At 70.9% G+C, this 22,515-nt stretch carries 21 protein-coding genes and 1 tRNA gene; 10 read left to right on the forward strand and 12 right to left on the reverse strand.

Annotated elements, in window-relative coordinates; translation table 11 throughout:
* The first annotated feature begins 85 nt into the window (after positions 1-85).
* Together Mth01_RS16515 and nrfD are read left to right on the forward strand one after the other, a co-directional pair.
* Complete coding sequence (locus tag Mth01_RS16515; protein ID WP_204016751.1) at positions 86-844, forward strand: 4Fe-4S dicluster domain-containing protein; 759 nt, start codon at positions 86-88, stop codon at positions 842-844.
* A 1-nt stretch (position 845) separates the two neighbouring features.
* Positions 846-1,760 carry an NrfD/PsrC family molybdoenzyme membrane anchor subunit gene (gene nrfD, locus Mth01_RS16520; RefSeq protein ID WP_239089730.1) on the forward strand — a complete coding sequence of 305 codons (915 nt, stop codon included), beginning with the start codon at positions 846-848 and terminating at the stop codon, positions 1,758-1,760.
* 30 nt (positions 1,761-1,790) lie between these two features.
* Here the strand turns inward: nrfD and selD are convergent, their stop codons facing one another.
* Positions 1,791-2,876: a selenide, water dikinase SelD gene (gene selD, locus Mth01_RS16525; RefSeq protein WP_204016752.1), complete on the reverse strand. Its 1,086-nt coding sequence runs from the start codon at positions 2,874-2,876 to the stop codon at positions 1,791-1,793.
* A gap of 168 nt (positions 2,877-3,044) precedes the next feature.
* Here selD and Mth01_RS16530 point away from each other — a divergent pair.
* From Mth01_RS16530 to Mth01_RS16545, 4 genes are all read left to right on the forward strand, one after another.
* Positions 3,045-3,138, forward strand: a tRNA-Sec gene (locus tag Mth01_RS16530).
* On the forward strand, positions 3,139-4,443 hold the full coding sequence (gene selA / locus Mth01_RS16535) for an L-seryl-tRNA(Sec) selenium transferase (protein WP_204016753.1): 1,305 nt from the start codon (positions 3,139-3,141) through the stop codon (positions 4,441-4,443).
* Complete coding sequence (gene selB / locus Mth01_RS16540) at positions 4,443-6,233, forward strand: selenocysteine-specific translation elongation factor (RefSeq protein WP_204016754.1); 1,791 nt, start codon at positions 4,443-4,445, stop codon at positions 6,231-6,233. The genes selA and selB overlap by 1 nt, the downstream gene beginning before the upstream one ends.
* Positions 6,234-6,412: 179 nt before the next feature.
* Positions 6,413-7,786, forward strand: a complete 1,374-nt coding sequence (locus Mth01_RS16545; RefSeq protein WP_204016755.1) for a WS/DGAT/MGAT family O-acyltransferase — start codon at positions 6,413-6,415, stop codon at positions 7,784-7,786.
* On the opposite strand, the gene Mth01_RS16550 is transcribed toward Mth01_RS16545, so the two are convergent.
* From Mth01_RS16550 to Mth01_RS16600, 11 genes are all read right to left on the reverse strand, one after another.
* On the reverse strand, positions 7,783-8,349 hold the full coding sequence (locus Mth01_RS16550) for a TetR/AcrR family transcriptional regulator (protein WP_239089731.1): 567 nt from the start codon (positions 8,347-8,349) through the stop codon (positions 7,783-7,785). The two genes, Mth01_RS16545 and Mth01_RS16550, sit on opposite strands and share 4 nt — an antisense overlap.
* Before the next feature lie 96 nt (positions 8,350-8,445).
* The gene (locus Mth01_RS16555; RefSeq protein WP_204016756.1) at positions 8,446-10,056 is read right to left on the reverse strand and encodes a solute symporter family protein; all 1,611 of its coding nucleotides are present in this window, start codon (positions 10,054-10,056) and stop codon (positions 8,446-8,448) included.
* Entirely contained in the window at positions 10,053-10,373 is a 321-nt protein-coding gene (locus Mth01_RS16560; RefSeq protein ID WP_239089732.1) for a DUF485 domain-containing protein, read from the reverse strand. Before Mth01_RS16560 ends, Mth01_RS16555 begins: the two co-directional genes overlap by 4 nt.
* Before the next feature lie 162 nt (positions 10,374-10,535).
* Positions 10,536-12,011, reverse strand: coding sequence for a sodium/solute symporter (locus Mth01_RS16565; RefSeq protein ID WP_239089733.1), 1,476 nt, complete (start codon positions 12,009-12,011; stop codon positions 10,536-10,538).
* The gene (locus tag Mth01_RS16570) at positions 12,008-12,448 is read right to left on the reverse strand and encodes a DUF485 domain-containing protein (protein ID WP_204016757.1); all 441 of its coding nucleotides are present in this window, start codon (positions 12,446-12,448) and stop codon (positions 12,008-12,010) included. The genes Mth01_RS16565 and Mth01_RS16570 overlap by 4 nt, the downstream gene beginning before the upstream one ends.
* Positions 12,449-12,486: 38 nt before the next feature.
* Positions 12,487-13,239 carry a LytR/AlgR family response regulator transcription factor gene (locus Mth01_RS16575; RefSeq protein WP_204016758.1) on the reverse strand — a complete coding sequence of 251 codons (753 nt, stop codon included), beginning with the start codon at positions 13,237-13,239 and terminating at the stop codon, positions 12,487-12,489.
* Positions 13,240-13,366: 127 nt separating this feature from the next.
* Positions 13,367-13,951 (reverse strand): Uma2 family endonuclease, encoded by a 585-nt coding sequence (locus Mth01_RS16580; RefSeq protein ID WP_204016759.1) that lies wholly within the window; start codon positions 13,949-13,951, stop codon positions 13,367-13,369.
* A 124-nt stretch (positions 13,952-14,075) separates the two neighbouring features.
* The gene (locus Mth01_RS16585; RefSeq protein ID WP_204016760.1) at positions 14,076-15,251 is read right to left on the reverse strand and encodes a sensor histidine kinase; all 1,176 of its coding nucleotides are present in this window, start codon (positions 15,249-15,251) and stop codon (positions 14,076-14,078) included.
* A gap of 31 nt (positions 15,252-15,282) precedes the next feature.
* Positions 15,283-16,140 (reverse strand): DUF3618 domain-containing protein, encoded by an 858-nt coding sequence (locus tag Mth01_RS16590; RefSeq protein WP_204016761.1) that lies wholly within the window; start codon positions 16,138-16,140, stop codon positions 15,283-15,285.
* A 41-nt stretch (positions 16,141-16,181) separates the two neighbouring features.
* Complete coding sequence (locus Mth01_RS16595; protein WP_204016762.1) at positions 16,182-16,580, reverse strand: phage holin family protein; 399 nt, start codon at positions 16,578-16,580, stop codon at positions 16,182-16,184.
* A 296-nt stretch (positions 16,581-16,876) separates the two neighbouring features.
* Positions 16,877-17,830 (reverse strand): nitrilase-related carbon-nitrogen hydrolase, encoded by a 954-nt coding sequence (locus Mth01_RS16600; protein ID WP_204016763.1) that lies wholly within the window; start codon positions 17,828-17,830, stop codon positions 16,877-16,879.
* Between the two features lie 129 nt (positions 17,831-17,959).
* Here Mth01_RS16600 and Mth01_RS16605 point away from each other — a divergent pair, with 129 nt between their 5' ends.
* The 4 genes from Mth01_RS16605 to Mth01_RS16620 form a co-directional block, all read left to right on the forward strand.
* Complete coding sequence (locus tag Mth01_RS16605) at positions 17,960-18,682, forward strand: hypothetical protein (protein ID WP_204016764.1); 723 nt, start codon at positions 17,960-17,962, stop codon at positions 18,680-18,682.
* Positions 18,683-18,963: 281 nt separating this feature from the next.
* Positions 18,964-19,239 carry a type II toxin-antitoxin system TacA family antitoxin gene (locus tag Mth01_RS16610; RefSeq protein ID WP_204016765.1) on the forward strand — a complete coding sequence of 92 codons (276 nt, stop codon included), beginning with the start codon at positions 18,964-18,966 and terminating at the stop codon, positions 19,237-19,239.
* Positions 19,236-19,751, forward strand: coding sequence for a GNAT family N-acetyltransferase (locus tag Mth01_RS16615; protein WP_204016766.1), 516 nt, complete (start codon positions 19,236-19,238; stop codon positions 19,749-19,751). Before Mth01_RS16610 ends, Mth01_RS16615 begins: the two co-directional genes overlap by 4 nt.
* A 186-nt stretch (positions 19,752-19,937) precedes the next feature.
* Positions 19,938-22,515 (forward strand): DEAD/DEAH box helicase family protein (locus tag Mth01_RS16620; protein WP_204016767.1); only part of this gene is annotated, 2,578 nt, incomplete at its 3' end.

The raw sequence follows: 22,515 nt of genomic DNA on the forward strand, positions 1-22,515 counted from the left end.
GTCCCGCTCCGACCCGGGCAGAGACGCCTCAGCGTTCTCCCAGGTCTGGGCAGAAACTCGGACACTCATCATTCGAGGGCTTCCCGTGACGGACGTAGCACCACATAGGTACGGCTTCTTCACCGACACGAGCATCTGCATCGGGTGCAAGGCGTGCGAGGTGGCGTGCAAGGAGTGGAACGAGGTGCCCGACGACGGTTTCGTCTTCCTGGCCACCTCCTACGACAACACCGGGTCGCTCGGCGCGGACACCTGGCGGCACGTGGCGTTCGTCGAGCAGGACGGCCGGTGGCTGATGTCGTCCGACGTGTGCAAGCACTGCACGCATGCGGCCTGCCTGGACGTCTGTCCCACGGGCGCGCTGTTCCGCACCGAGTTCGACACGGTCGTCGTCCAGCCCGACGTCTGCAACGGCTGCGGCTACTGCGTCCCGGCCTGCCCGTACGGAGTCATCGACCGCCGGCGGGGGGACGGCCGGGCGTGGAAGTGCACGCTCTGCTACGACCGGCTGCGCGGCGGGCTGGAGCCGGCCTGCGCCAAGGCGTGCCCGACCGAGTCGATCCAGTTCGGGCCGCTGGACGAGTTGCGCGAGCGCGCCGAGGAGCGGGTCGGGCGACTGCGCGCCGACGGCGTGACCGAGGCCCGGCTGTACGGCGAGAGCACCGGCGACGGCGTCGGCGGAACCGGTGCGTTCTTCCTGCTGCTGGACGCGCCCGAGACGTACGGCCTGCCGCCGGATCCGGTGGTGACCACGCGGGACCTGCCCGCCATGTGGCGGTGGGCCGGCGGCGCAGCACTCGCCCTGGCCGCGGGCGTGGCCGCCTGCTTCCTGAGGAGGAACTGACGTGCCGAAGCGGCGGGACGAGACGGTGCCGGAGGCCGAGTTCCGGTCCTACTACGGCCGGCCGGTCATCAAGGCGCCCGTCTGGCACGAGCCGCACATGCCGGTCTATCTCTATCTGGGCGGCATGTCGGGGGCGGCCTCGGTGATGGCCGCCGTGGCACGCGTCACCGGGCACGACCGGCTCGCGCTCGCCGCGCGGGTGGCCGCCGCCGCCGGGGCGGGTGTGGGATCCGTCCTCCTCATCACCGAGCTGGGCAGGCCGGAGCGCTTCCTCAACATGCTGAGGTTGTTCAAACCGACCTCGCCGATGAGCGTCGGCTCCTGGACGCTGGCCGCGCACGGCGGCCTGACGGCGATCGGCGCCGCCTGCGCCGTGACCGGCGTCCTGCCGGCTGTCGGGCGCGCGGCGACCGCGGGCGGCGCGGTGACCGGGCCCGTGATGGCGACCTACACCGCCGTGCTCCTGGCCGACACCGCGGTGCCGGCCTGGCACGAGGCCCTGTGCGAACTGCCGTTCCTGTTCGCGGGAAGCGCGCTCGCCTCGGCGGGCGCGGCCCTCATGCTGACCACCCCCCGGGCCGAGGCCGGGCCCGCCCGCGTCGCCGCCGTCGCGGGCGCCGCCGCCGAGACGGCCGCGGGCATGCTGATGGAACGCCGTCTCGGCCTGGTCGGCGAGCCGTACCGGCTGGGCAGGGCGGGCAGGCTGATGAAGGCGTCCCGGGCGTTGACCCTCGCCGGCGGTCTGCTCGCCGCGGTGGCCGGGCGCAGCCGGGCGCTCACCGCGCTGTCCGGACTCGCCATCACGGCCGGCGCGCTGTGCACCCGGTTCGGCGTGCTCGAAGCCGGACGCGGCTCCGCCGCCGACCCGAAGTACACGGTCGTCCCGCAGCGGCGGCGCGTGGCGGCGGGAGATTGATCCCAGGCCGGCCCCCTTCAGGTCAGTCCTTCAGATCAGCCGCAGCGCAGCGGACTCTCTCGGGACGAGCTCGCCGACGACCGGCGCGCCGGGGATCTCCCCCGCGACGAGCAGGCCGCCGGAAGTCTGGGCGTCGGCCAGCAGGAGCAGATCCTCCTCGCCGAACCGGCTCGCGTCGAGGTGGGGCGCCACCCAGGCCAGGTTGCGGCGGGTGCCGCCACTGACGTGGCCGTCGCGCACCGCCTCGCGGGCCCCCTCCAGGTACGGCACGGCCGCGACGTCGACCAGCGCGGTGACCCCGCTCGCCCTGGCCAGTTTGTACAGGTGGCCGAGCAGGCCGAACCCGGTCACGTCGGTGGCGCACCGGGCCCCGGCGGCCAGGGCCGCCAGCGACGCGTCCCGGTTCAGGGTCGTCATCGCCTCGATCGCCTGGGGGAACACCTCGCCGGTCGCCTTGTGCCTGGTGTTCAGGACGCCGACGCCGAGCGGCTTGGTGAGCGAGATCGGCATCCCCGGCCGGCCCTCGTCGATGCGCAGCAGCCGCTCGGGATCGGCCAGGCCGGTGACCGCCATGCCGTACATCGGCTCGGGGCCGTCGACGCTGTGGCCGCCCGCCACGTGGCACCCGGCGATTCGGGCGACGTCGAGACCGCCGCGCAGCACCGCGCGGGCGAGGTCCGTCGGGAGCGTCTGACGTGGCCAGGCGAGCAGGTTCACCGCCACGACGGGTGTGCCGCCGACGGCGTACACGTCCGACAGCGCGTTGGTCGCGGCGATCCGCCCCCAGTCGTACGGATCGTCCACCACGGGGGTGAAGAAGTCGGCGGTCGCGACGATCGCCCGGCCGCCTTCGACACGGACCACCGCCGCGTCGTCTCCGTCGTCGAGCCCGATGACCAGCTCGCCGTTCGGCGAAGGCGGCGTGAGCCCGTCCGAGGAGGGCCGGGCCGCGAGCCGAGACGGCCGGGAGGACCCAGGCCCGTGGGGATCCGCCGGTTGCGGTGCGAGCAGGTCGGCCACGATGCTCTCCAGCTCGCCTGGCGGGATCTTGCAGGCGCACCCGCCTCCGCGCGCATGCCGGGTCAGCCGCGTCGTGTCCCTCTCCGTCGCCGTCATCGTCTCTCCGATCCGCCGCGCCCGTGGGAGGTGGGTTCCCAGCCCGAATATCCCTCGCACAGCACGCCGCGTACGACGCGCCGCGCCGGGCGGTGCCGTGACCTGGCCAACCGGCTCCGGTTAGATTTCCACGCGGAGTTCCGGTTCTCCTGGACGTCCGCTGCTCTTGGAGGTGTCTGGGCGCCTGGTGGCCCCCGCGGTCTTCAAAACCGACGAGGCCGAGGCTCTCGGCCTGGCGGGTTCGATTCCCGTCCACCTCCGCGTGGATCCACGAAGGCGGGTGCCGCGCACCGACGCCGTCCTGGCCGATGCCCGGCTGGCCGCCCTGACGGAGCGGCTCGGCCGCGCGGTGGTCAAGGACGCCGTCGCGCGCGCCCAGCAGCGGGTACGGCAGGGCGAGATCGGCCCGGAGTGTGTGACGGACGCCGCCCTGGCCGTGCTGCCGCCGCATCCCACGAGCCTCCGGCCGGTGATCAACATGACCGGTGTGCTGCTGCACACCAACCTGGGCCGGGCGCCGCTGTCCCCGGCCGCCGTCGAGGCGGTCACGGCCGCCGCCGGGGCGACCGACGTGGAGTTCGACCTGACGGGCGGGGCGCGGGCGCGCAGGGGACGCGGCGCGCTCGAGTCCCTCGCCCGGGCGGTGCCGGCCGCCGAGGACGTGCACGTCGTCAACAACAACGCGGCCGCTCTCGTGCTGGCGGCCACCGCGCTCGCCGCCGGACGGGAGATCGTGATCAGCCGCGGCGAAATGGTGGAGATCGGGGACGGGTTCCGGATCCCCGACCTGCTGGTTTCCACCGGTGCCCGGCTGCGCGAGGTGGGCGCGACCAACCGCACCACGCTCGACGACTACCGGGCGGCCATCGGACCGCGGACCGGGTTCGTGCTCAAGGTCCACCCGTCGAACTTCCAGGTCGCGGGCTTCACCGGCTCGGTCGAGGTGGCGGAGCTGACCGGGCTCGGCGTGCCCGTGATCGCGGACATCGGGTCGGGCCTGCTGCGACGCGAGCCGCTGCTGCCCGGCGAGCCTGATGCCGCGAGCACGCTCGCCGCCGGCGCCGACCTGGTGACGGCCAGTGGCGACAAGTTGCTCGGCGGGCCCCAGGCCGGCCTGCTGCTCGGCCGCCGCGGCCTCGTCGACCGGCTCAGGCGCCACCCGCTGGCCAGGGCGCTGCGGGTGGACAAGCTGACGCTGGCCGCACTGGAGGCCACGCTGCGCGGCCCCGAGACCCCCGTGCACCGGGCGCTGCACGCCGAACCGGCCGTCCTCGCCCGGCGGGCCGCCGCCCTGGCGGAGGCGCTGCACCGGGCGGGGATCGAGGCGAGAGCCGTACCGGCCGAGGCGACCGTGGGCGGCGGAGCGGCACCGGGCGTGAGATTGCCGAGCGCGGCGGTCAGCCTGCCCGAGCGGCTCGCCGTGCCGCTGCGGACGGGCGATCCGCCGGTCGTCGGCCGGTTCGAGGGTGGCCGGCTGCTGCTCGACCTGCGCATGGTCGCCCCGGCCCGCGACGGCGAGGTGCTGACGGCCGTCCTCGCGGCGGCCGGCGGACGCGGGCGGCCCTGATGCACGTCGTCGCCACCGCGGGACACGTCGACCACGGCAAGTCGACGCTGGTGCGGGCACTCACCGGGATGGAGCCCGACCGGCTGGCCGAGGAGCGGCGACGGGGGCTCACGATCGAGTTGGGCTACGCCTGGACGACCCTGCCCTCCGGCGAACGGGTGGCGTTCGTCGACGTCCCCGGGCACGAGCGGTTCCTGCGCACGACGCTCGCCGGGGTCGGTCCGGTGCCCGCCGTGCTGTTCGTCGTCGCCGCCGACGAGGGGTGGATGCCGCAGTCGGAGGAACACCTGATCGCGCTGCGAACCCTCGGCGTACGGCTCGGCCTGCTCGCGATCACGCGCGCCGACCTCGCCGACCCCGCTCCCGCCCTGGAGGACTCGCGGGCCCGCCTAGCGGAGGCCGGGCTGGGCGAGGCGGAGGCGCTGGCGGTGAGCGGGCGCACCGGTGAGGGGTTGGACGAGCTGCGCGCGGCGCTGGACCGGCTGGTGGCCGCGCTGCCCGCGCCGGACATCGAAGCGCCGGTGCGGCTGTGGATCGACCGCGCGTTCACGGTGCGCGGCAGCGGGACGGTGGTGACGGGGACCCTCCCGGCGGGCCGCGTCTCTACCGGTGACGAGCTCGAACTCGACGGCGAGCGGGTGCGGGTGCGCGGCATGGAGTCGCTGAAGGAGCCGGTGACATCCGTCGCCGGGGTGGCCCGGGTCGCCGTCAACCTGCGCGGGCGGATCGCACCGGAGCGCGGGCAGGCGCTCGTCACCCCCGATGCCTGGTATCCGGCTGACCTGGTCGACGTACGGGTGTCCCCCGCGGTCGCCCTGCCCGCAAGTGTCGTCGCGCACGTCGGCTCGGCGGCCGTGGCGTGCCAGGTGCGGCCGCTCGGGCCGGGCGTGGCACGGTTGCGCCTGGCCCGGCCGCTGCCCCTGCACCTGGGTGACGTGCTGCTGCTGCGCGACCCCGGCGCGCAGCAGCAGCACGACGCACACGGTGTATCGCGGGTGCGGGCGGGGGCGACGGTACTCGACGTGCGCCCGCCGGCACTGCGCCGCCGCGGCGCTGCCCGGGAGCGGGCGCACGCGCTCGCTCACGCGTCGGCGGACGCGGCGTCCCTCCTGCGCACGCACCTGCTGCTCCGGGAGCGCGACCTCATCGCGATGGGCTGCCCGCCGCGGACACGGCCGGTGCTCGCCGACTGGCACGCCGACCCCGAGCACTGGGCCGGTCTCGCCGCCCGGCTTCCCGAGATCGTCCGGCGTCACGCCGCCCGCGACCCGCTGGAGCCGGGGATGCCCCTGGCGGCGGCCCGCCACGCGCTGGGGCTGCCGGATCACCGCCTGGTCGCGGCGCTCGTACGGCCCCCGCTCACGCTCGCGGACGGACGGATCATGACCGGCCGGATGGTGGGCGGGCCCGGGAGCCTGCCCGCTCCGGTGGCCCTGGCCGTACGCCGTCTTCTCGCCGAACTCGCGGGCAGCCCGTTCCGGGCGCCGGAGGCCGGACGCCTGGCCGAGCTGGGCCTGGGACCACGCGAGCTGGCGGCGGCCGTACGGGCCGGGGCGCTGCTGCGCGTGGCCGACGGCGTCGTGCTGCCGCCGGACGCCGATGAGCGCGCCGCCGCCCTGCTTGCCACGCTGCCCCAGCCGTTCACGGTCGGCCAGGCGAGGACCGCCCTGCGCACCACCCGCAGGGCGGCGGTGCCGCTGCTGGAGCACCTGGACGGGAAGGGACTGACCGAGCGGCTGGACGATGTCCACCGCCGCTGCCGGCCGACCGGCTCTCCGGGCGGCTCCTGAGTCTTCGCACATGAGTCTTCGCGCATGAGTCTTCGGCCATGAGTCTTTGCGCACGGCTTACATCGCGATGGGCCGTCGCTTCGGCCGGATGGCCGGGCGTACCGTTACCGTCATCCGGAGAGTCATTCCGGAGAACGGAAATGTGATCGCGCGGCCGCGGGCCAGGGTGGAGGACGGCGATGCGCCAACTGACGGCACTCGACGCCCAGTTCCTGAGCCTGGAGTCGGCCACCACGACCGCGCACGTCGCCGGGATGGCGGTCCTCGACCCCGGCACCGGTTCCGCCGGGCCGATGACCCGCGACCGGCTCGTCACGCTGCTGCGCGAGCGTCTGCATCTGGCGCCGCCGCTGCGGATGCGGCTGGCCGACGTGCCGTTCCGGCTGGACCGGCCGTACTGGATCGACGATCCTGCCGTCGACCTGGACCGCCACGTACACGAGACCGTCCTGGCCGCCCCAGGAGACGACCGGCAGCTCGCGGCGTACGTGGCGCGGATCCACGCGCGGCGGCTGGACCGGCGGCGCCCGCTGTGGGAGGCGCACCTGATCCACGGCCTGGCGGGCGGCCGGGTCGCCCTCTACATCAAGGTCCACCACTGCGCGATCGACGGCGTGTCCGGCTCGGAGATCCTCTCCTCGCTGCTCGACCCGTCCCCCGAGCCGCGCGCCGTCGAGCCCCCGCCCGAGGTCCCGCCTGAGGTCCCGCCGCCCGATCCCGGGCCAGGGGTCTTCGGGATGCTGGCCGGGGCGATCACCCGGTCGATCGTCCAGCCGGTCGAGACGCTGTGCTCGCTCGCCCGCGCCGCGGCCGACCTGGACGCGCTGCCCATGCTGGCCGTGCCGCGCACGCCGTTCAACGGCCCGATCACATCCGAGCGGGCCTTCTCCTTCGGATCGGTCCCGATGAGCGAGGTCAGGCAGGTCGCGCGGGCCTTCGGGATGGGCCCGAACGACGTCGTGATGACGCTGTGCTCCTCGGCGCTGCGCCGCTGGCTGCTGGCCCGCGAGGCGCTGCCCGGCCGTCCGCTGGTCGCGGCCGTCCCAGTCGCGCTGCGCAGGTCGGCCGGCGGGGCGAGCGACGGAGTCGGCAACCGGATATCCGCCATGATCACGCCGTTGGCCACCGACGTGGCGTGCCCCAAGGAGCGGCTGTCGGCCGTCCGCACGGCGATGGCGACGGCCAAGCGTCGCTTCGCGCGCTCCCACAGGAGCTGGCTGAGCGACGTCTGCGCCGTGCTTCCCTCGACGCTGTCCACCCTGGCAACTCCGGTGGCGTTCCGGCTGGCGGGGCTGGCCGGGGCCGGGGTGAACCTCATCGTCTCCAACGTCCCCGGACCGCGGACGCCGCTCTACCTGTGCGGGGCGCGGATGGTGTCCTACCACCCGCTGTCCGTGGTGACCGACGCCACCGGCGGGATCAGCATCACCTGCGTGTCCTACGACGGGCGGCTGGACTTCGGCATCGTCGCCTGCCCGTCCCGGGTGCCGGACGTGTGGAGCATGATCGGCCACCTGCGCGACTCCATGGACGAGCTCCTGGATCTCCTCTAACCCAGGTTGCCCAGGGCGTGGGCGATCAACTCGGCGACGGCGTCGGGGTCGATGTGGTGGCCGGTGAGCAGGCAGAGGCTCTCCTGGTAGATCAGGACGGCGGCGAACGTGGCGGCCGCGGCCTCCAGCCGGGCGGCGTCCCCACGGCTGCCCGGCAGGGCGAGCTCCAGAGCGAACCGGGCCCGCCTGATGATCTCACTGTTGAGGCGGCCCAGCCGCTCGCGGACGCTGCGGTGGGTGTCCGCCTCACGGAACAGGATGCGCCGCATCGCCGGGGAGGCACGCAGCGGAATCCGGCGGGCCAGGCGGGACAACGTGCCGGCCGGGTCTCCCGGGAAGGCCTCGACTTCCTCGTCGGTCACCACCGTCCGCTCGTCCACCAGCGAGATGAGCACGTCGATCTTCCGGGGGAAGTAGTGGAAAACGAGCCCCTTGGGCACCCCGGCCAGCTCCGCGATCCGCGCCGTGGGGGTGGCGTCGTAGCCGCCGCCCGCGAACAGCTTCTCGGCCGCGTCCATGATGCGCGCGCGGGCGCCGGCGTCCGGCGCTTCCTTCCTGTCCACAGGGCAGACGATAGCCACTGCCGCCCCCCTCACACCATGCCGCCACGGTCAGGGCGACCACACCCCGACCGTGGCGTACGGTCGATCACCAGACGATCAGTGCTGGGAGGCCTTCTCGGCGCCGAGGCCGGTGAGCGAGCGGACCTCGATCTCGGCGTACTTCGCGGCGTTGTGCTCCTTGCTGAGGATCGTGCCGAGGTATCCGGCGAGGAAGCCGATCGGGATCGACACGATGCCGGGGTTGGACAGCGGGAACCAGTGCCAGTCGGAGTCGGGGAACATCGACGTCGCCGCGCCGGACACCACCGGCGAGAAGAAGACGAGGATGACCGACGCGATCAGACCGGCGTAGATCGCCGAGACCGCGCCCGCCGTGTTGAACCTCTTCCAGAAAAGGCTGTACAGGATCGCGGGCAGGTTGCCGGAGGCCGCGACCGCGAAGGCCAGCGCGACCAGGAAGGCGACGTTCAGCGACTGGGCGAAGATGCTCAGCGCGATCGAGACCGCGCCGATGACGAAGGCGGAGATCCTGGCGACCACCACCTCCTGACGCTCGGTGGCGTTGCCGCGCTTGAACACATGGGCGTACAGGTCGTGCGCGAAGCTGGAGGAGGACGCGAGCGTCAGCCCGGCGACCACGGCGAGGATCGTGGCGAACGCGACCGCCGCGATGATCGCGAGCAGGATCGTGCCGCCGACCTCGCCGAAGATCAGCTCACCCGCCTTCTGGGCGAGCTGCGGCGCGGCCGTGTTGCCCGCCTTGTCCTGCGCCACGATCGCATCGCGGCCGACCAGTGCGGCGGCGCCGAAGCCGAGCACCAGCGTGAGCAGGTAGAACACGCCGATGATGCCGATGCCCCACTGCACGGACTTGCGGGCGTCCTTCGCGGTGGGCACGGTGTAGAAGCGGATCAGGACGTGCGGCAGGCCGGCGGTGCCGAGCACCAGGGCCAGGCCCAGGCTGATCAGGTCGATCTTGCCGGCGAGTCCCTGGGCCTCGGTGCCGTACTTCAGACCGGGCTGCAGGAACGCCTCGCCCTTGCCGCTCTGCGCCGCGGCGTCGCCGAGCAGGCCCGACAGGTTGAACCCGAACTTGCCGAGGACGAGCAGGGTGATCAGTGCGGCGCCGGTCATCAGCAGAACGGCCTTGACGATCTGAACCCAGGTGGTGCCCTTCATCCCACCGAAGACCACGTAGATGATCATCAGCAGGCCGACCGCGATGATCGTCCAGATCTTGCCGGCCTCGGAGTGAACGCCGAGCAGCAGGCCGACCAGCGCGCCGGCGCCGACCATCTGGGCCAGCAGGTAGAAGATGCTCACGACGATCGTGGACACCCCGGCCGCGGTGCGCACCGGCCGGGGCGACATCCGGAACGCGAGCACGTCGGCCATGGTGAACTTGCCGGAGTTGCGCATCAGCTCGGCGACGAGCAGCAGCGCCACCAGCCACGCCACCAGGAAGCCGATCGAGTAGAGGAACCCGTCGTAGCCGGACAGCGCGATGATGCCGGCGATGCCCAGGAACGACGCGGCCGACATGTAGTCGCCGCCGATCGCCAGGCCGTTCTGCAGGCCGCTGAACGACCGGCCGCCCGCGTAGTAGTCGGCGGCGGTCTTCGTGTTGCGGCCGGCCCAGAACGTGATGCCGAGCGTGGCGGCGACGAAGACGACGAACAGGATCGTCGACAGAGTCTCGTGACTCACTTGTCCTCCTCCTCGGCGCGCAACTCGTCGGCGATCGGGTCCAGCTTGGCGGCGGCGTGCCGCGAGTACAGCCAGGCGATCAGGAACGTCGAGACGAACTGCAGGATCCCGAACAGCAGCGCCACGTTGAAGTGGCCGAACAGCGTGGTCCCCATGAAGTCGCGGGCGAAGCCCGACAACAGCACGTACAGCAGGTACCACACCAGGAACGCGACAGTCATCGGGAAGGCCCAGGAGCGGTAGCGCCGGCGCAACTCCTGGAACCGTTCACCCGCCTGTATCCGCTCGTAGACCGATGAATCATGCTGAACGGTCACGTGCCCTCCTTCGACAGTGATCTGGATCACCTCAACGTATGAGCACCCTCCCAGCCCTTTCGAGACCCGCACGGCGACGCGTCGCCCAGCCGTACCGCCCGGTCGTTCACATGAGAAGCACGTGCGACGAAAGGTCGATCCCGCGCGCCGAACGGTCGAGCCTCAGACCGAGCGCGGTCGCCAGTCGCCGCGGTCGACGTTCAGCGTCTCGGGGGTGTGCAGGCGGACCATCGTCCTGGCCACGCCGGGCGGCACCCGCGACGGCGTGAGCAGGGAGACCAGGATCATCACCGCGAACGCCACCGGCACCGTCCAGGCCGCCGGCTGGGACAGCAGCGCGCCCGTCCAGCCGTCGTACGGCCCGCCGGTGATGGTGGCCAGCACGGCGACACAGGCGAGCCCACCCCCGACGAGCAGTCCCGCCATCGCCCCGGCCGTGGTGAGCCTGCGCCACCAGATGCCCAGCACGAGCAGCGGGCAGAACGACGAGGCGGCCACCGCGAACGCCAGCCCGACCACGGTGGCGACCGGCAGCGACCTGGCGGTCCCCGCCAGCACGAACGGCACGACGACGGCGAGGACCGTGGCGATCCGGAACGAGCGCACCCCGCCGCGCAGGATGTCCTGCGCGATCACACCCGCCACCGACACCGTCAGCCCCGAAGACGTCGACAGGAACGCGGCGAACGCTCCCGCCGTGACCAGCGCGGTCAGCAGCTCGCCCAGCGTCCCGCCGATCACCCGGTCGGGCAGCGCGATGACCACCATGTCGCTCTCCGGCAGGCCGTACACCCGGCCCAGGTAGCCGTAGGCGGCGGGGATCAGGTAGAAGGCGCCGAGCAGGCTCAGCACCACCAGCGTCGTCCGGCGGGCCGCCCGCCCGTCGGGGTTGGTGTAGAAGCGCACGAGCACGTGCGGCAGCCCCATGGTCCCGAGGAACGTCGCCAGGATCAGCGAGTACGTCTCGTACACCACGTGGTCGCGGCCGTGCAGCGGCAGCGCCCACGTGTCGCCCGGGGCGAGCCCCGGCGCGCCGTCGGCCCGCCAGGCGAGCAGCATGAACACCAGCGGCACCGCGAGCGCGGTGAGCTTCAGCCAGTACTGGAACGCCTGGACGAACGTGATCGACCGCATCCCGCCCGACAGGACGTTGACCGCGACCACGACGGCCACCAGCAGGCAGCCCGCCCAGGCGGGCGCGCCCGTGATCGTACGGAAGACCAGCCCGGCGCTCTGGAACTGCGGCATCAGATAGAGCCAGCCGATCAGCACGACCAGGACGCTGGAGACCCGGCGCACGGTCATCGACTCGAGCCGCGCCTCGGCGAAGTCCGGCAGCGTGTACGCCCCCGACCGGCGCAGCGGTGCCGACACGAGGACCAGCAGCACGAGATAGCCGCCGGTCCAGCCGACCGGCAGCCAGAGCATGTCGGCGCCGTGCGCGAGGATCAACCCGGCGATGCCGAGGAACGACGCGGCCGACAGATATTCGCCGCCGATCGCCGACGCGTTCCACAGGGGTGAGACCGTCCGGGACGCGACGTAGAAATCGGAGGTCGTGCGCGAGAAGCGGATGCCGAACGCGCCGATCAGGACGGTCGCCAGCATCACGATGACGACCGCGATGATGCCGCTCACTCAGCGTCCGCCGGGTTCGCGACCGGGTCCACCGCGTCCACGACCGGGTCCACCGGGTCCGCTGGGGCGACCGGGTCCACGATCTCGGCGAAGTCCCGCTCGCCGCGCTCGGCCTGCCGCACGTAGAGCCACGCGCCGATCACGAAGGCGGGGTAGATGAACCCGGCCAGCACCGCCCACGCGAGCGGCACGCCGAGCAGCCGTACCTCGCCCAACTCGGGGACCAGCAGGAACAGCAGCGGCAGCCCGCCCACCACGCAGGCGAGCAGGGTGCAGACGAACAGCGCCAGGCGGAACTGGGTCCGCACCAGCGACCGCATGTAAACCTCGCCGAGCTGGGTCTGCTCGTCTATCTCGCGGGTCAGCGGATGGCGGGGGCGACGTGCGGCGCCGGTACGCGGACTGGTCACCACGACCCGGCGCGGCTTCCCGCTCATCGCGCACCCATCGGCTCATCCATCGCACTCAGCATGGCTCATCCGTCCCGCTTGGCCCGGCGGGCACGACGCACGAGGAGATCGCGCAGTTCCCGGGTATGACGGCGGCTGACCGGGATCTCGGTCTCCCCGACCCGTACGACGCACTTGCCGGAGTCTATGTGCAGCTCGTCGATGTGCTTGACCGCGACGAGATGGCTGCGATGGACCCGCAGGAAGCCCGCCGTCGCCCAGCGCTCCTCCAGCGTGGCCAGCGGGATGCGCACCAGATGACTGCCGGTCGCCGTGTGCAGCCGGGCGTAGTCGCCCTGGGCCTCGACGTACCGCACCTCGGTGCTCGCCACGAAGCGGGTGACCCCGCCCAGCTCCACCGGGATCGTGTCCACCTCCTGCCCCTCGGGCGAGTCGGTACGGCTCCCGCACACGCGCCTGATCGCCTCGGCCAGACGCTCGGGCCTGACGGGCTTGAGCAGGTAGTCCTCGGCCTTGAGCTCGAACGCGTCGACCGCGTGATCGTCGTACGCGGTAACGAACACGATCTTGGGGGGCCGGGTGAACCTGGTCAGCAGCCGGCCGAGCACAACGCCGTCGAGGCCCCGCATCCGGATGTCGAGGAACACGGCCTCGACGGGCCGGCCGTCCGCCATCGCTCGGTCGAGCAGCTTCAGCGCGGCGGCCCCGTCACGGGCGGTCAGCACGTCTCCGATCCGCGGATCGGCCCGCAACAAGTAGGCGAGATCCTCCAACGCGGGCTGCTCGTCGTCCACCGCCAGGACGCGCAGGCCGGTCACCACACACCCCTCTCACCGCCGACGATCCCCTAGAGAGTGATGACCCGGGCACTGGAAAGTCAACGACTCTCACCATCACGACAGGGTTACGTCCGATGTCAGGAGCGGTACGGGCACCACCGGCGGATCAGGTCCGGCGGCGCAGCAGGGTGGCGGGATCCACGGTGACCCGGAACGGATCAGTGATGGTGACCGGACCGCCGGCCAGGACGTTGTGGGTCTCCCGGTACTCCCCGGCGACGAGTTCGAAGGCGATCAGTCGCGGCTCCGACTGGTCGAGACGGACCACCCAGTAGTAGGGGATGCCGATGGCCGCGTACACCTGCCGCTTGGTGATCATGTCGCGGGTGACGGCGTCCTTGCCGGTGATCTCGATGGCGAGCAGGATGTCGTGGCCGGTGAGCAGGTCGTACCCACCCTCGGTCAATTTGTAGGGGATCGTGACGAGGTCCGGACTGCGATAGCCGGGGTGCGGGCCGGGGATATCGACATCGAGCGGTCCGAGGGTGACCACGTCCAGCCCCGCCTCCTCCGCGGCATCATCGAGAAGACGCATGAGTCGGTTGGCGACGTACTGGTGCTCGGGTGCGGGGGAGTTCATGACCAGGAGGTTCCCGTCCTCGATCTCGTACCGGAATCCTTCCGGCAGGTCGCGCGTGTCCTCCCGGGTCCATGGGTAGAGCGGCCCGTGCTGGCCGAACTCGATCGTCATAGTCATCAGGGTAGGTCCTCCGGGCGTCGTGCGGCCTGACCAGGAGAGACACTACACGTAATCAATTGGATACGTACAGTGTTTCGAATGGTAAAGGTCCGGAGTGGTAAAAGGTTCACCCGGGTCAGGCCGAGACGGCCGGGTGGTATTTGGGGAGCCGGAGCGTGACCTTGGTGCCGGCGCCGGGGGCGGTCTCCACCACCAGGCCGTACTCGTCGCCGTAGACCTGGCGGAGCCGCTCGTCCACGTTGGCCAGGCCGACGCCGCTGCCGCCCGTGCCGGAGCGGTCCTCCCCCGCCAGCACCCGCCGCAGGCGTTCGGGATCCATGCCGACGCCGTCGTCCTCGACGCTGATGGCGCATTCGGCGCCCGCGTCCTCGGCGACGATCGTGATCCGGCCGACGCCCTCGAGGCCGTGCCGTACCGCGTTCTCGATGAGCGGCTGCAGGCACAGGAACGGCACGGCGACGGCGAGCACCTCCGGCGCGATCCGCAGCGTCACCTGAAGCTGGTCGCCGAACCTCGCCCGCTCCAGCGTGAGATAGCGGTCGATCGACCGCAGTTCCTCGGCGAGCGTGGTGAAGTCCCCGTGACGGCGGAAGGAGTATCGGGTGAAGTCGGCGAACTCGAGCAGCAGCTCGCGGGCTCGTTCCGGATCGGTCCGGACGAACGAGGCGATCGTGGTCAGCGAGTTGTAGATGAAATGCGGCGAGATCTGCGCACGCAGCGCTCTGACCTCGGCCTCCATGAGCATGGTGCGCGACCGGTCGAGCTCGGCCAACTCGAGTTGGGAGTCGACCCAGCGCGCCACCTCCTGCGCCGCCCTGACCAGGCCGGCGGAGGCATGATCGCCGTACACCGCGAGCGAGCCGACCACGCGGTCGTCGGTCGTGAGCGGTACGACCACGGCGTGCCGGATCGGACACTCGGGCGACCCGCAGTCGAGCGAGAGCACCTGGGTCCTGCCGTCCTTCAACGTGGCTCCGGCGTGCCCGAACGCCTCACCGGCGTGGTGCTCCCCCGCGCCGTCGTAGACGAGCAGCTCATCCCGATCGGTGATCGCGATGGCCGGAGACCCGAGCAGCTCCCGCAGGTGGCGCGACGCCCTGAGCGCGCCGGCCTGGGTCAGCCCGGCCCGCAGTGGCGGCGCCGCGAGTGAGGCCGTGTGCAGGGTCTCGAACGTCGCCCGCTCGGCCGGACCGCTGCCGAGGTCACGGCGGCCGCGCAACACCCGCCACAACACCACGGCGGGCACCCCGATGAGCGCGGCGACGACCAGAGCGGCTACGACGGGTTCCACGCCGCCGGAGCCTACTCGGTCACCTCCCCGGCTACGTGAACAGCCCGGTGAGGCCCCGGCGCCCCCTTCTGGCCGGCCGCGTCATGCGGGTCATTCGCGCCATGCGTCGCATGCGCGCCATGCCGGCGCTCCGCACCGATCTGCGCATGGGCGTGCGGCCGATGCCCGGCAGGCCTCGCATGCCGGAGATCGCGCGGGCGCCCGTGACACCGCCCGTGCCGAAGATGTCGCGCAGGCCCGATATCCGGCGGAGGCCAGACCCTCGCCGCAGGCCAGAAATCTGGCGCAGACCAGATGCCCGACGTGCACCCAAGATCCGCCGCAGGCCCGACGTCCGCCGCAGGCCAGATATCTGGCGTGGACCGGATATCTGACGTGGACCGAACATCCGGCGCAGGCCCGAGACACCGCGGATGCTCTGGACGGCCATCTTCGGTGTGGTCCGCCGGTTCCGGGCCATCCGGGTGATCCCGCGTAGGATCATGAGCCCGGCGGCCAGCGCGCCTGCACCCGTCGCGGCCGTCATCGGCCGCCGCCTGGCCTGCTCCGTGACCTTGCCGGCCGCCCCCTTGACCGGCTCGGGCGTGACCGCCCGCACCCTGTCGGCCACCCCGGCGGCCTTCTCCCGCGCCAGCGTGGCGGTCGCGTGCATCCGCTCCTGCGCCCGGCCCTTCAAGTCGGCTTTGGCGGCGAGGGCCTCGATGGTGTCGCCGAGGTCGTCTCGCGTCCGCTCGATGTCCTCGCGCACTCTGGTGACGTCGTCCCCCGGGTTGCCACGCTGACGGCTTGCCTCGTGCTGCGCCGGCGGGGCGTCGAGGAGTTGCGGTACGGCGTTCCGCGACTCGGCCTCCGTCACCGGTTCGGCGACGTCCTGTCTATGTACTCCCATGCGTCCGGCAGTGGTCCGAGCGCTTCCGGGATCGGTCTCGGTCATCTGCGTACGCTCTCCTTCATCATTTCGAGATCCGTCTTGAGGCTCTGGATCGTCTGGTCCGGGGTCGGCCTGGTGACCTGGGACACCTGCTGCTTGCCCATGAGGCCGAGCAGTCCGGCCACCAGCAGCAGCCCGACGCCCACGATCAGGGCACTCGCCCACGTGGGCATCACCAGGGCCAGCCCCAGGATCGCGGCGGCCACCAGGGCCGCGGCCCCGAGCAGCGCGACCACTCCCGCGCCGCCGAGCAGCCCGGCTCCGGTCCCGGCCCGCTTTCCCTTCTGCGTCATCTCCAGCCGCGCCAGCCGCAGCTCGTCGCGCACCAGGCGTGAGACGTCATCGGACAGCCTCCGGACGAGCTCGCCGGTGGACAGCGTTTCCACTTGGTTGGTCATGGACTGCCTCCCTTCCGGATTGGGGAGCGCCTACCCCCAGCCGAGAGGCCTAACCACGGCCCCGCGCAGGGCCGACTCGCTCGCGGCGAAAGATGAAATTTTCAGTAACGCGACGGCGAGGCATTCCCCATGCCGGGCAAAAGGCCAGCCCTCGATCGGAACGGCGCGAACGCCGTACCGTCGCCCATGACCCGCACCCCCGCCTGACCTTCCCAGCAGCCCGCCTTCCCCGGGCGGACCCGTCTCCGAGGAAGGCGGGCATCCATTTTGTCGATCTTTACAGCTGACGCCCCGAATCAACCCTGGTGATCGTGGCGGTCTGGGGGGGACTCGTTGACGTGGAGGGTGAAGATGTCGGGGCGAGCGTAGTGGCCGGTGGGGTCGAAATCGAAGCGGGCGCGGGCGAGGTCGTCGAGGTCGAGTTCGGCGGTCAGGATGCCCTCGCCGCCACGCAGCGGCCCGGCCAGGACCTCGCCGAGCGGGGAGACGATGACGGAGCCGCCGCCGATCAGGATGGTGTCGGGCTCGTCGCCCTGGACAGGGTGCAGGTCGGCGGGCAGGGCGTCGCGACGCAGGTACTGGCTGGCGCAGAGGACGAAGCAGCGGCCCTCCAGGGCGATGTGGCGCATCGTGGCCTGCCAGGCATCGCGGTCGTCCACCGTCGGTGCACACCACAGGTCGACGCCTTTGGCGTACATCGCCGTGCGGAACAGCGGCATGTAGTTCTCCCAGCAGATCGCCGCACCGAGGCGGGCGATGCCGGTGTCGATGACGGGAAGAGTGGAGCCGTCGCCCTGGCCCCACAGGTAGCGCTCGGCTGCGGTCGGCATCAACTTGCGGTGCAGCCCAAGATAGCCGTCGGGGCCGAAGAAGAGCGCCACGCAGTACAGCGTGCCGCCCCGGCGTTCGACCGCGCCGACCACGGCGTGGCAGCCGAGCTCCCTGGTGAGTGCGGCCAGGGCCCCGAATTCGGGGCCGGGGATCTCGATAGCGGCGGCGTGGTAGCGACGGAACAGGTCACGCCCGGCCGGGGTGCGGCTGCCGACCGTGATGCCGAAGTCCAGGCCCTTGGGGTAGCCGCCGAGGAACGCCTCCGGCAGTACGACGACCCGGGCGCCGCGGCCGATGACGGCCTCGCGGATCAGTTCCTCGGCGCGGGCCAGCGCGGCCGGCGTGTCGAACAGGGGGGCGGCCGCCTGGACGACGGCGACGTTCACGGTGCGCTGGGGTTCAGGGGAGGCGGAGGTCATGCCGTCGAGGATAGAAACTCTTCGGCCGTCGCGCTCCACTCGATCATCCACTTCGATCCCTCTTCGAGCACCGCTTGTCAGGTAACGTGCGATCACCCAACTGCCGCGACGACATCTGGAGACGTTGCCATGACAGACCACGAGCTCCCTTCTGAGGACTTCGGGCTCGAAGACGAGTTTGATTTCGATGAGGAGGAGTACGGAGACGACGATGGCGAGGAGCGACTGGATCTGGAGAGCATGGATGTTTATCAGCTCCTTGAGGTAGCCGTTGACTCCGACACGGAGAACGACGACAGGATCGTGGCGGTTGAGAAGCTGATAAAGCTTGGTTCCTCATCAGCCGCGGCGATCCAGTGGCTGATGCACTCGCGTCACCTTCACCGGCTTGAGGGGTTCGACCACCGGAGCGAGGTGAACGATCTGGTCACCGGCCTCTCGCTCAGTGCCGAGGATCGAACGGCCGGACTCAAGGTGATCATTGAGGACACGCGCCTGTCCGACGTCGATCGGGCATCGGCGTTCGCCAAGAGCCTTGGCGACGGTCCCGGAAGAGCGGCCAGATATGGATCTCTCAAGCCACTCATTCCCACACGCAATCTGATCTTCGGCCTTGAAGAGATGATGAGCGAGGGAGATTCGCTACCGGCCATCGATGTGATCAGGGAAATCGCCGCCGACCGCAGTCTCATGGGCAAGGAGCGGGTCCGAGCGGTCACGGCGCTCACGGACGATGGCGACTGCCGGGATGTGGCTGTGGAGTTGTTCCAGGAGCTGCTGCAGGACCCGGCCCTGGTCGATGCTGCCGCCCGGAAAGATGCCGAGGAGTGGGTCAACGTCCTCGGGGAGTAGTACGTCCAACTCGTTGCCCACCGGCTGGACCGGAAGCCCGTCGGCCACCTCGGCGCCGAGCTGGCCAGGTTCGTCCCGCGACCCTCGCGCCCGTCCCGGGAACCCGCCGTGGAGCTCAACGGGCGTTTGGTGTGGGGAGCGGAAGCAGGGCTACATGGCTCCTGCCAGGTCGCCGGCACTCCCACACAAGAAATGTAACGCTCGGTAGTTGTGCATGCGCTCAACGCAAAAGTTTTGCTAAGCTCTTTGCTGTGTGTGCACAACGTGCGTACGCTCTCGTTGTGGGAGCCAAGAATGAACGCATCAGCTTGCGGGTGGACGCTGGGACCAAGCGTTTGCTCGAGGCCGCGAGCGAAGTCGCGGGAGCCACGGTCTCTTCTTTCATCCTCGATGCGGCGACCTCAGCGGCCCAGCAAGAGCTGGCAGATCGTACGGTATTCCGGCTCGATGAGGAGCAATGGGCCGCTTTCGACGCGGCCTTGTCACGCGAAGCCGGTGATGTTCCCGGTCTGCGCGAGTTGATGAACTCCCCGACCATCCTCGACGAGATGTCGTGAAGCTGGCACGCGTCGGGCCCATCGAGCGTGATGATCGTCTGAATGACTTCGACTGCGGTTCCACAGCCCAGAGTGAGTGGCTGAAGCGTCATGCGTTGCAGGCACACAGCAGCGGCAGTTCGCGGGTCTACGTAGTGCGTGACATCGGCCTCAACAGGGTGGTCGGCTACTACGCTCTGGCGGCGGGAAGCGTGGTGCCCGCATCGGCACCGGCAAGGTTGCTTCAGGGTGCGGGTCGTTACGACCAGCCTGTTGTCGTCCTCACCCGACTGGGTGTCGACGTAGCCGTGCAGGGTGCTGGTTTGGGCCGGGCTCTTGTGGTGGATGCCTTCCGACGAGTGGCGGACGTGGCCGACCAGGTCGGCGTACGGGCTCTGCTGATCCACTGTGAAACCGAAGCAGCGCGGGCCTTCTACCTCAAGCTCTCAAGGTTCGAGGCGAGTCCCACCGATCCGCTGCACCTCTTCCTGATGCTCAAGGACCTGCGACGCGCCATTGAGGCACATCCGTGACGAGGGACATCGGCTCCGGACCTTCCTGGGCGCCGGTCGCCCTGGATGCGGGACTGGGTGATCGGGTCGTGACCAGATTGTGCCGGTGAAGGTTGGCCTCGGATGTCTCGAATGCCGGAAAAGCCGCGTACTTGATCGTGCAGACTGGGCGAAAGACACTGCGCGGCAGGCACGGAGGGAGCCGGGGTGGCGGAGGATCCACGGTTACGGGGGCTGGCCGACCACTCGCCGAACTTCGGGTTCCTCCTCCGGCACGAACCGCTCCTGCTGGTGTACGGCGCGGGCGCCGAATCGATCGTCTTCACCGACCCCAACGGCGCACTGGTCAAGTGCCGCCAGTTCGTCGAGGTCCTCACGGCTGTCATGGTCCGCGCCACCGGCATCCCCGTGGACGGCCGCGATCTGGTGCACCGGATCAACGCGCTGAGCAACGCGAACGTGATCACTCAAGGGGTCGCGAACGCCTTCCACGAGATCCGGCGCACGGGCAACGACGCGGTGCACGGCCACACCATCCACGTCCCCATGGCCCTGCGTTGTCTGGAACGTTGCTTCCAGCTCGGCCTGCTGCTCGATCGGGCGATCACCGGTCGGCGGGAGCTCGTCGCCTTCGTCCCGCCCACACCGGCCACACCGGCCACGGCTCTCGACGGCACCGAGCTCGCCACCGAACTCGACACCGAGCTGGAACGATTCAAGTCTGAGCTGGCCGCGGCCAAGCTGGTGCTCGACGGCACGCGTACGAGGGAGCAGGCCGAGGCCGAAGCCCGGCAGGCCGCCGAGGCCGAGCTTGCCAGGGCATGGGCCGAGCGCGATGCGGTGGCGGCGCAGGTCCAGGCCCTTGCGGCGCAACTGGGCACGCTGCAGGCCGAGTTCGATCGCAGGACATCCGAGCAGGTCAAGGTCGGCCCGGCCCGCCGAGACGTCATCGCTCAGCGGGCTCGTCAGGCTCCGCCACTCACCGAAGCGCAGGTACGGCAGCGCATCGACGGGATGCTCGCCGAGTCCGGCTGGGCCGTACAGGATCTCGCGGAGATGAACCCCGCCGCCGGCCGGGGCGTGGCGGTCCGAGAGTTCCCCATCGGCCGTAAGCGCGCCGACTACGTGCTCTATGTCGACCACAAGATCGTGGGTGTGATCGAGGCCAAGCGCGAGGGAACGCCGCTGACCGGGGTGGAGTGGCAGTCCGGCGACTACGCCGCCACGCTGCCCGGCGACTACCGGATGGCGGTGTGGCGGCGGGACGAGCCGCTGCCGTTCCGGTACGAGAGCACCGGCGTCGAAACCCGCTTCACCTGCACCCTCGACCCCGAGGCGCGGTCGCGGGAGGTGTTCTCCTTCCACCGGCCCGAGACCATCGCCCGGTGGATGGACGAGGCCGACGCGGCTCCGGATGCACCGACGTTCCGAGCCAGGATGCGCGCCATGCCCCCGCTCGACGCCGACGGGCTGCGGCCCGCCCAGGCCGACGCCATCGAACGGGTCGAGCGCCACCTGCGGGGCAATCATCAGCGGGCGCTGGTCCAGATGGCGACCGGCGCGGGCAAGACATTCACCGCCGTGACGCTCTCCTACCGGCTGTTCAAGCACGCGGGGGCCCAGCGGGTCCTGTTCCTGGTCGACCGGAACAACCTGGGCGATCAGGCGGCGGGCGAGTTCGCCCGGTACGTCACCGACAGCGGGCAGACGCTCGGGGAGGACTACAACGTCCAGCGCCTGTCCGGCGGCGCCATGTTGGCGTCGGCCAGCGTGGTGGTGACCACGATCCAGCGGCTGTACGGCGCGCTCACCGGCCAACCGCTGCCGACTGGAGAGGCCGACGAGCCGGGCGTGGACGATTTCGTACCGCCCCGCCCGGTGGACGCGGTCTACAGCAGGGAGCTGCCACCCGAGGCGTTCGACCTGATCGTGGTGGACGAGTGTCACCGGTCGATCTTCGGGCGGTGGCGGGCCGTGCTGCAGTATTTCGACGCGCCGATCATCGGCCTGACCGCCACCCCCACCGCCCAGGCGCTCGCGTTCTTCGGCGACCCGGTCAGCGAGTACACCTACGAGCAGTCGGTCGCCGACCGGGTCAACGTCGACTTCGCCGTGTTCCGGATCAAGACCAAAATCGGCGAGGACGGCTCGACGATTCCCGCGCTGGACGAGGACGGCACCAGGACCGTCGTCCCCAAGCGGGACCGCCACACCCGCAGGCAGCGGTACGAGGAACTCGATGAGGACTTCACGTACGGCGCGCGGGAGATCGGCCGATCGGTGGTCGCCAAGGACCAGATCCAGACGGTGATCGCCGCCTATCGGGAACGGGTGCTGCCGCGCATGTTCCCGCACTACACGACGTCGGTGCCGAAGACGCTCATCTTCGCCCGCGACGACTCTCACGCCGACGACATCGTGCAGGCCGTACGCGAGGTGTTCGGCAAGGGCAACGACTTCTGCGCGAAGATCACCTATCGGTCGAAGCTGGCCGGCCAGGATCCCAAGGACCTGCTGCGGCGGCTGCGTACGAGTCCGGAGCTGCGGATCGCCGTCACCGTGGACATGGTCGCGACCGGGACCGACGTCAAACCCCTGGAGTGCGTGTTCTTCATGCGCGGCGTGCAGAGCGCGGTCTACTTCGAGCAGATGAAGGGACGCGGCTGCCGGACCATCGACCCCGACGACCTGCAGGCCGTCACCCCGGACGAGGCCGTCAGGACCAAGGACCGCTTCGTCATCGTCGACGCCGTCGGGGTGACCGACGACCCGCTGTGCCAGGCGA

The sequence above is a fragment of the Sphaerimonospora thailandensis genome (assembly GCF_016863115.1).
Taxonomy (GTDB): domain Bacteria; phylum Actinomycetota; class Actinomycetes; order Streptosporangiales; family Streptosporangiaceae; genus Sphaerimonospora; species Sphaerimonospora cavernae.

Bases quoted from the DNA above. Each gene is read 5' to 3' on its own strand.
- Mth01_RS16595 (WP_204016762.1), bottom strand. From the start codon at position 16,580: ATGACCAACCAAGTGGAAACGCTGTCCACCGGCGAGCTCGTCCGGAGG.
- Mth01_RS16590 (WP_204016761.1), bottom strand. From the start codon at position 16,140: ATGGGAGTACATAGACAGGACGTCGCCGAACCGGTGACGGAGGCCGAG.
- selB (WP_204016754.1), top strand. From the start codon at position 4,443: ATGCACGTCGTCGCCACCGCGGGACACGTCGACCACGGCAAGTCGACG.
- Mth01_RS16605 (WP_204016764.1), top strand. From the start codon at position 17,960: ATGACAGACCACGAGCTCCCTTCTGAGGACTTCGGGCTCGAAGACGAG.
- selD (WP_204016752.1), bottom strand. From the start codon at position 2,876: ATGACGGCGACGGAGAGGGACACGACGCGGCTGACCCGGCATGCGCGC.
- Mth01_RS16570 (WP_204016757.1), bottom strand. From the start codon at position 12,448: ATGAGCGGGAAGCCGCGCCGGGTCGTGGTGACCAGTCCGCGTACCGGC.
- Mth01_RS16600 (WP_204016763.1), bottom strand. From the start codon at position 17,830: ATGACCTCCGCCTCCCCTGAACCCCAGCGCACCGTGAACGTCGCCGTC.
- Mth01_RS16580 (WP_204016759.1), bottom strand. From the start codon at position 13,951: ATGACGATCGAGTTCGGCCAGCACGGGCCGCTCTACCCATGGACCCGG.
- Mth01_RS16545 (WP_204016755.1), top strand. From the start codon at position 6,413: ATGCGCCAACTGACGGCACTCGACGCCCAGTTCCTGAGCCTGGAGTCG.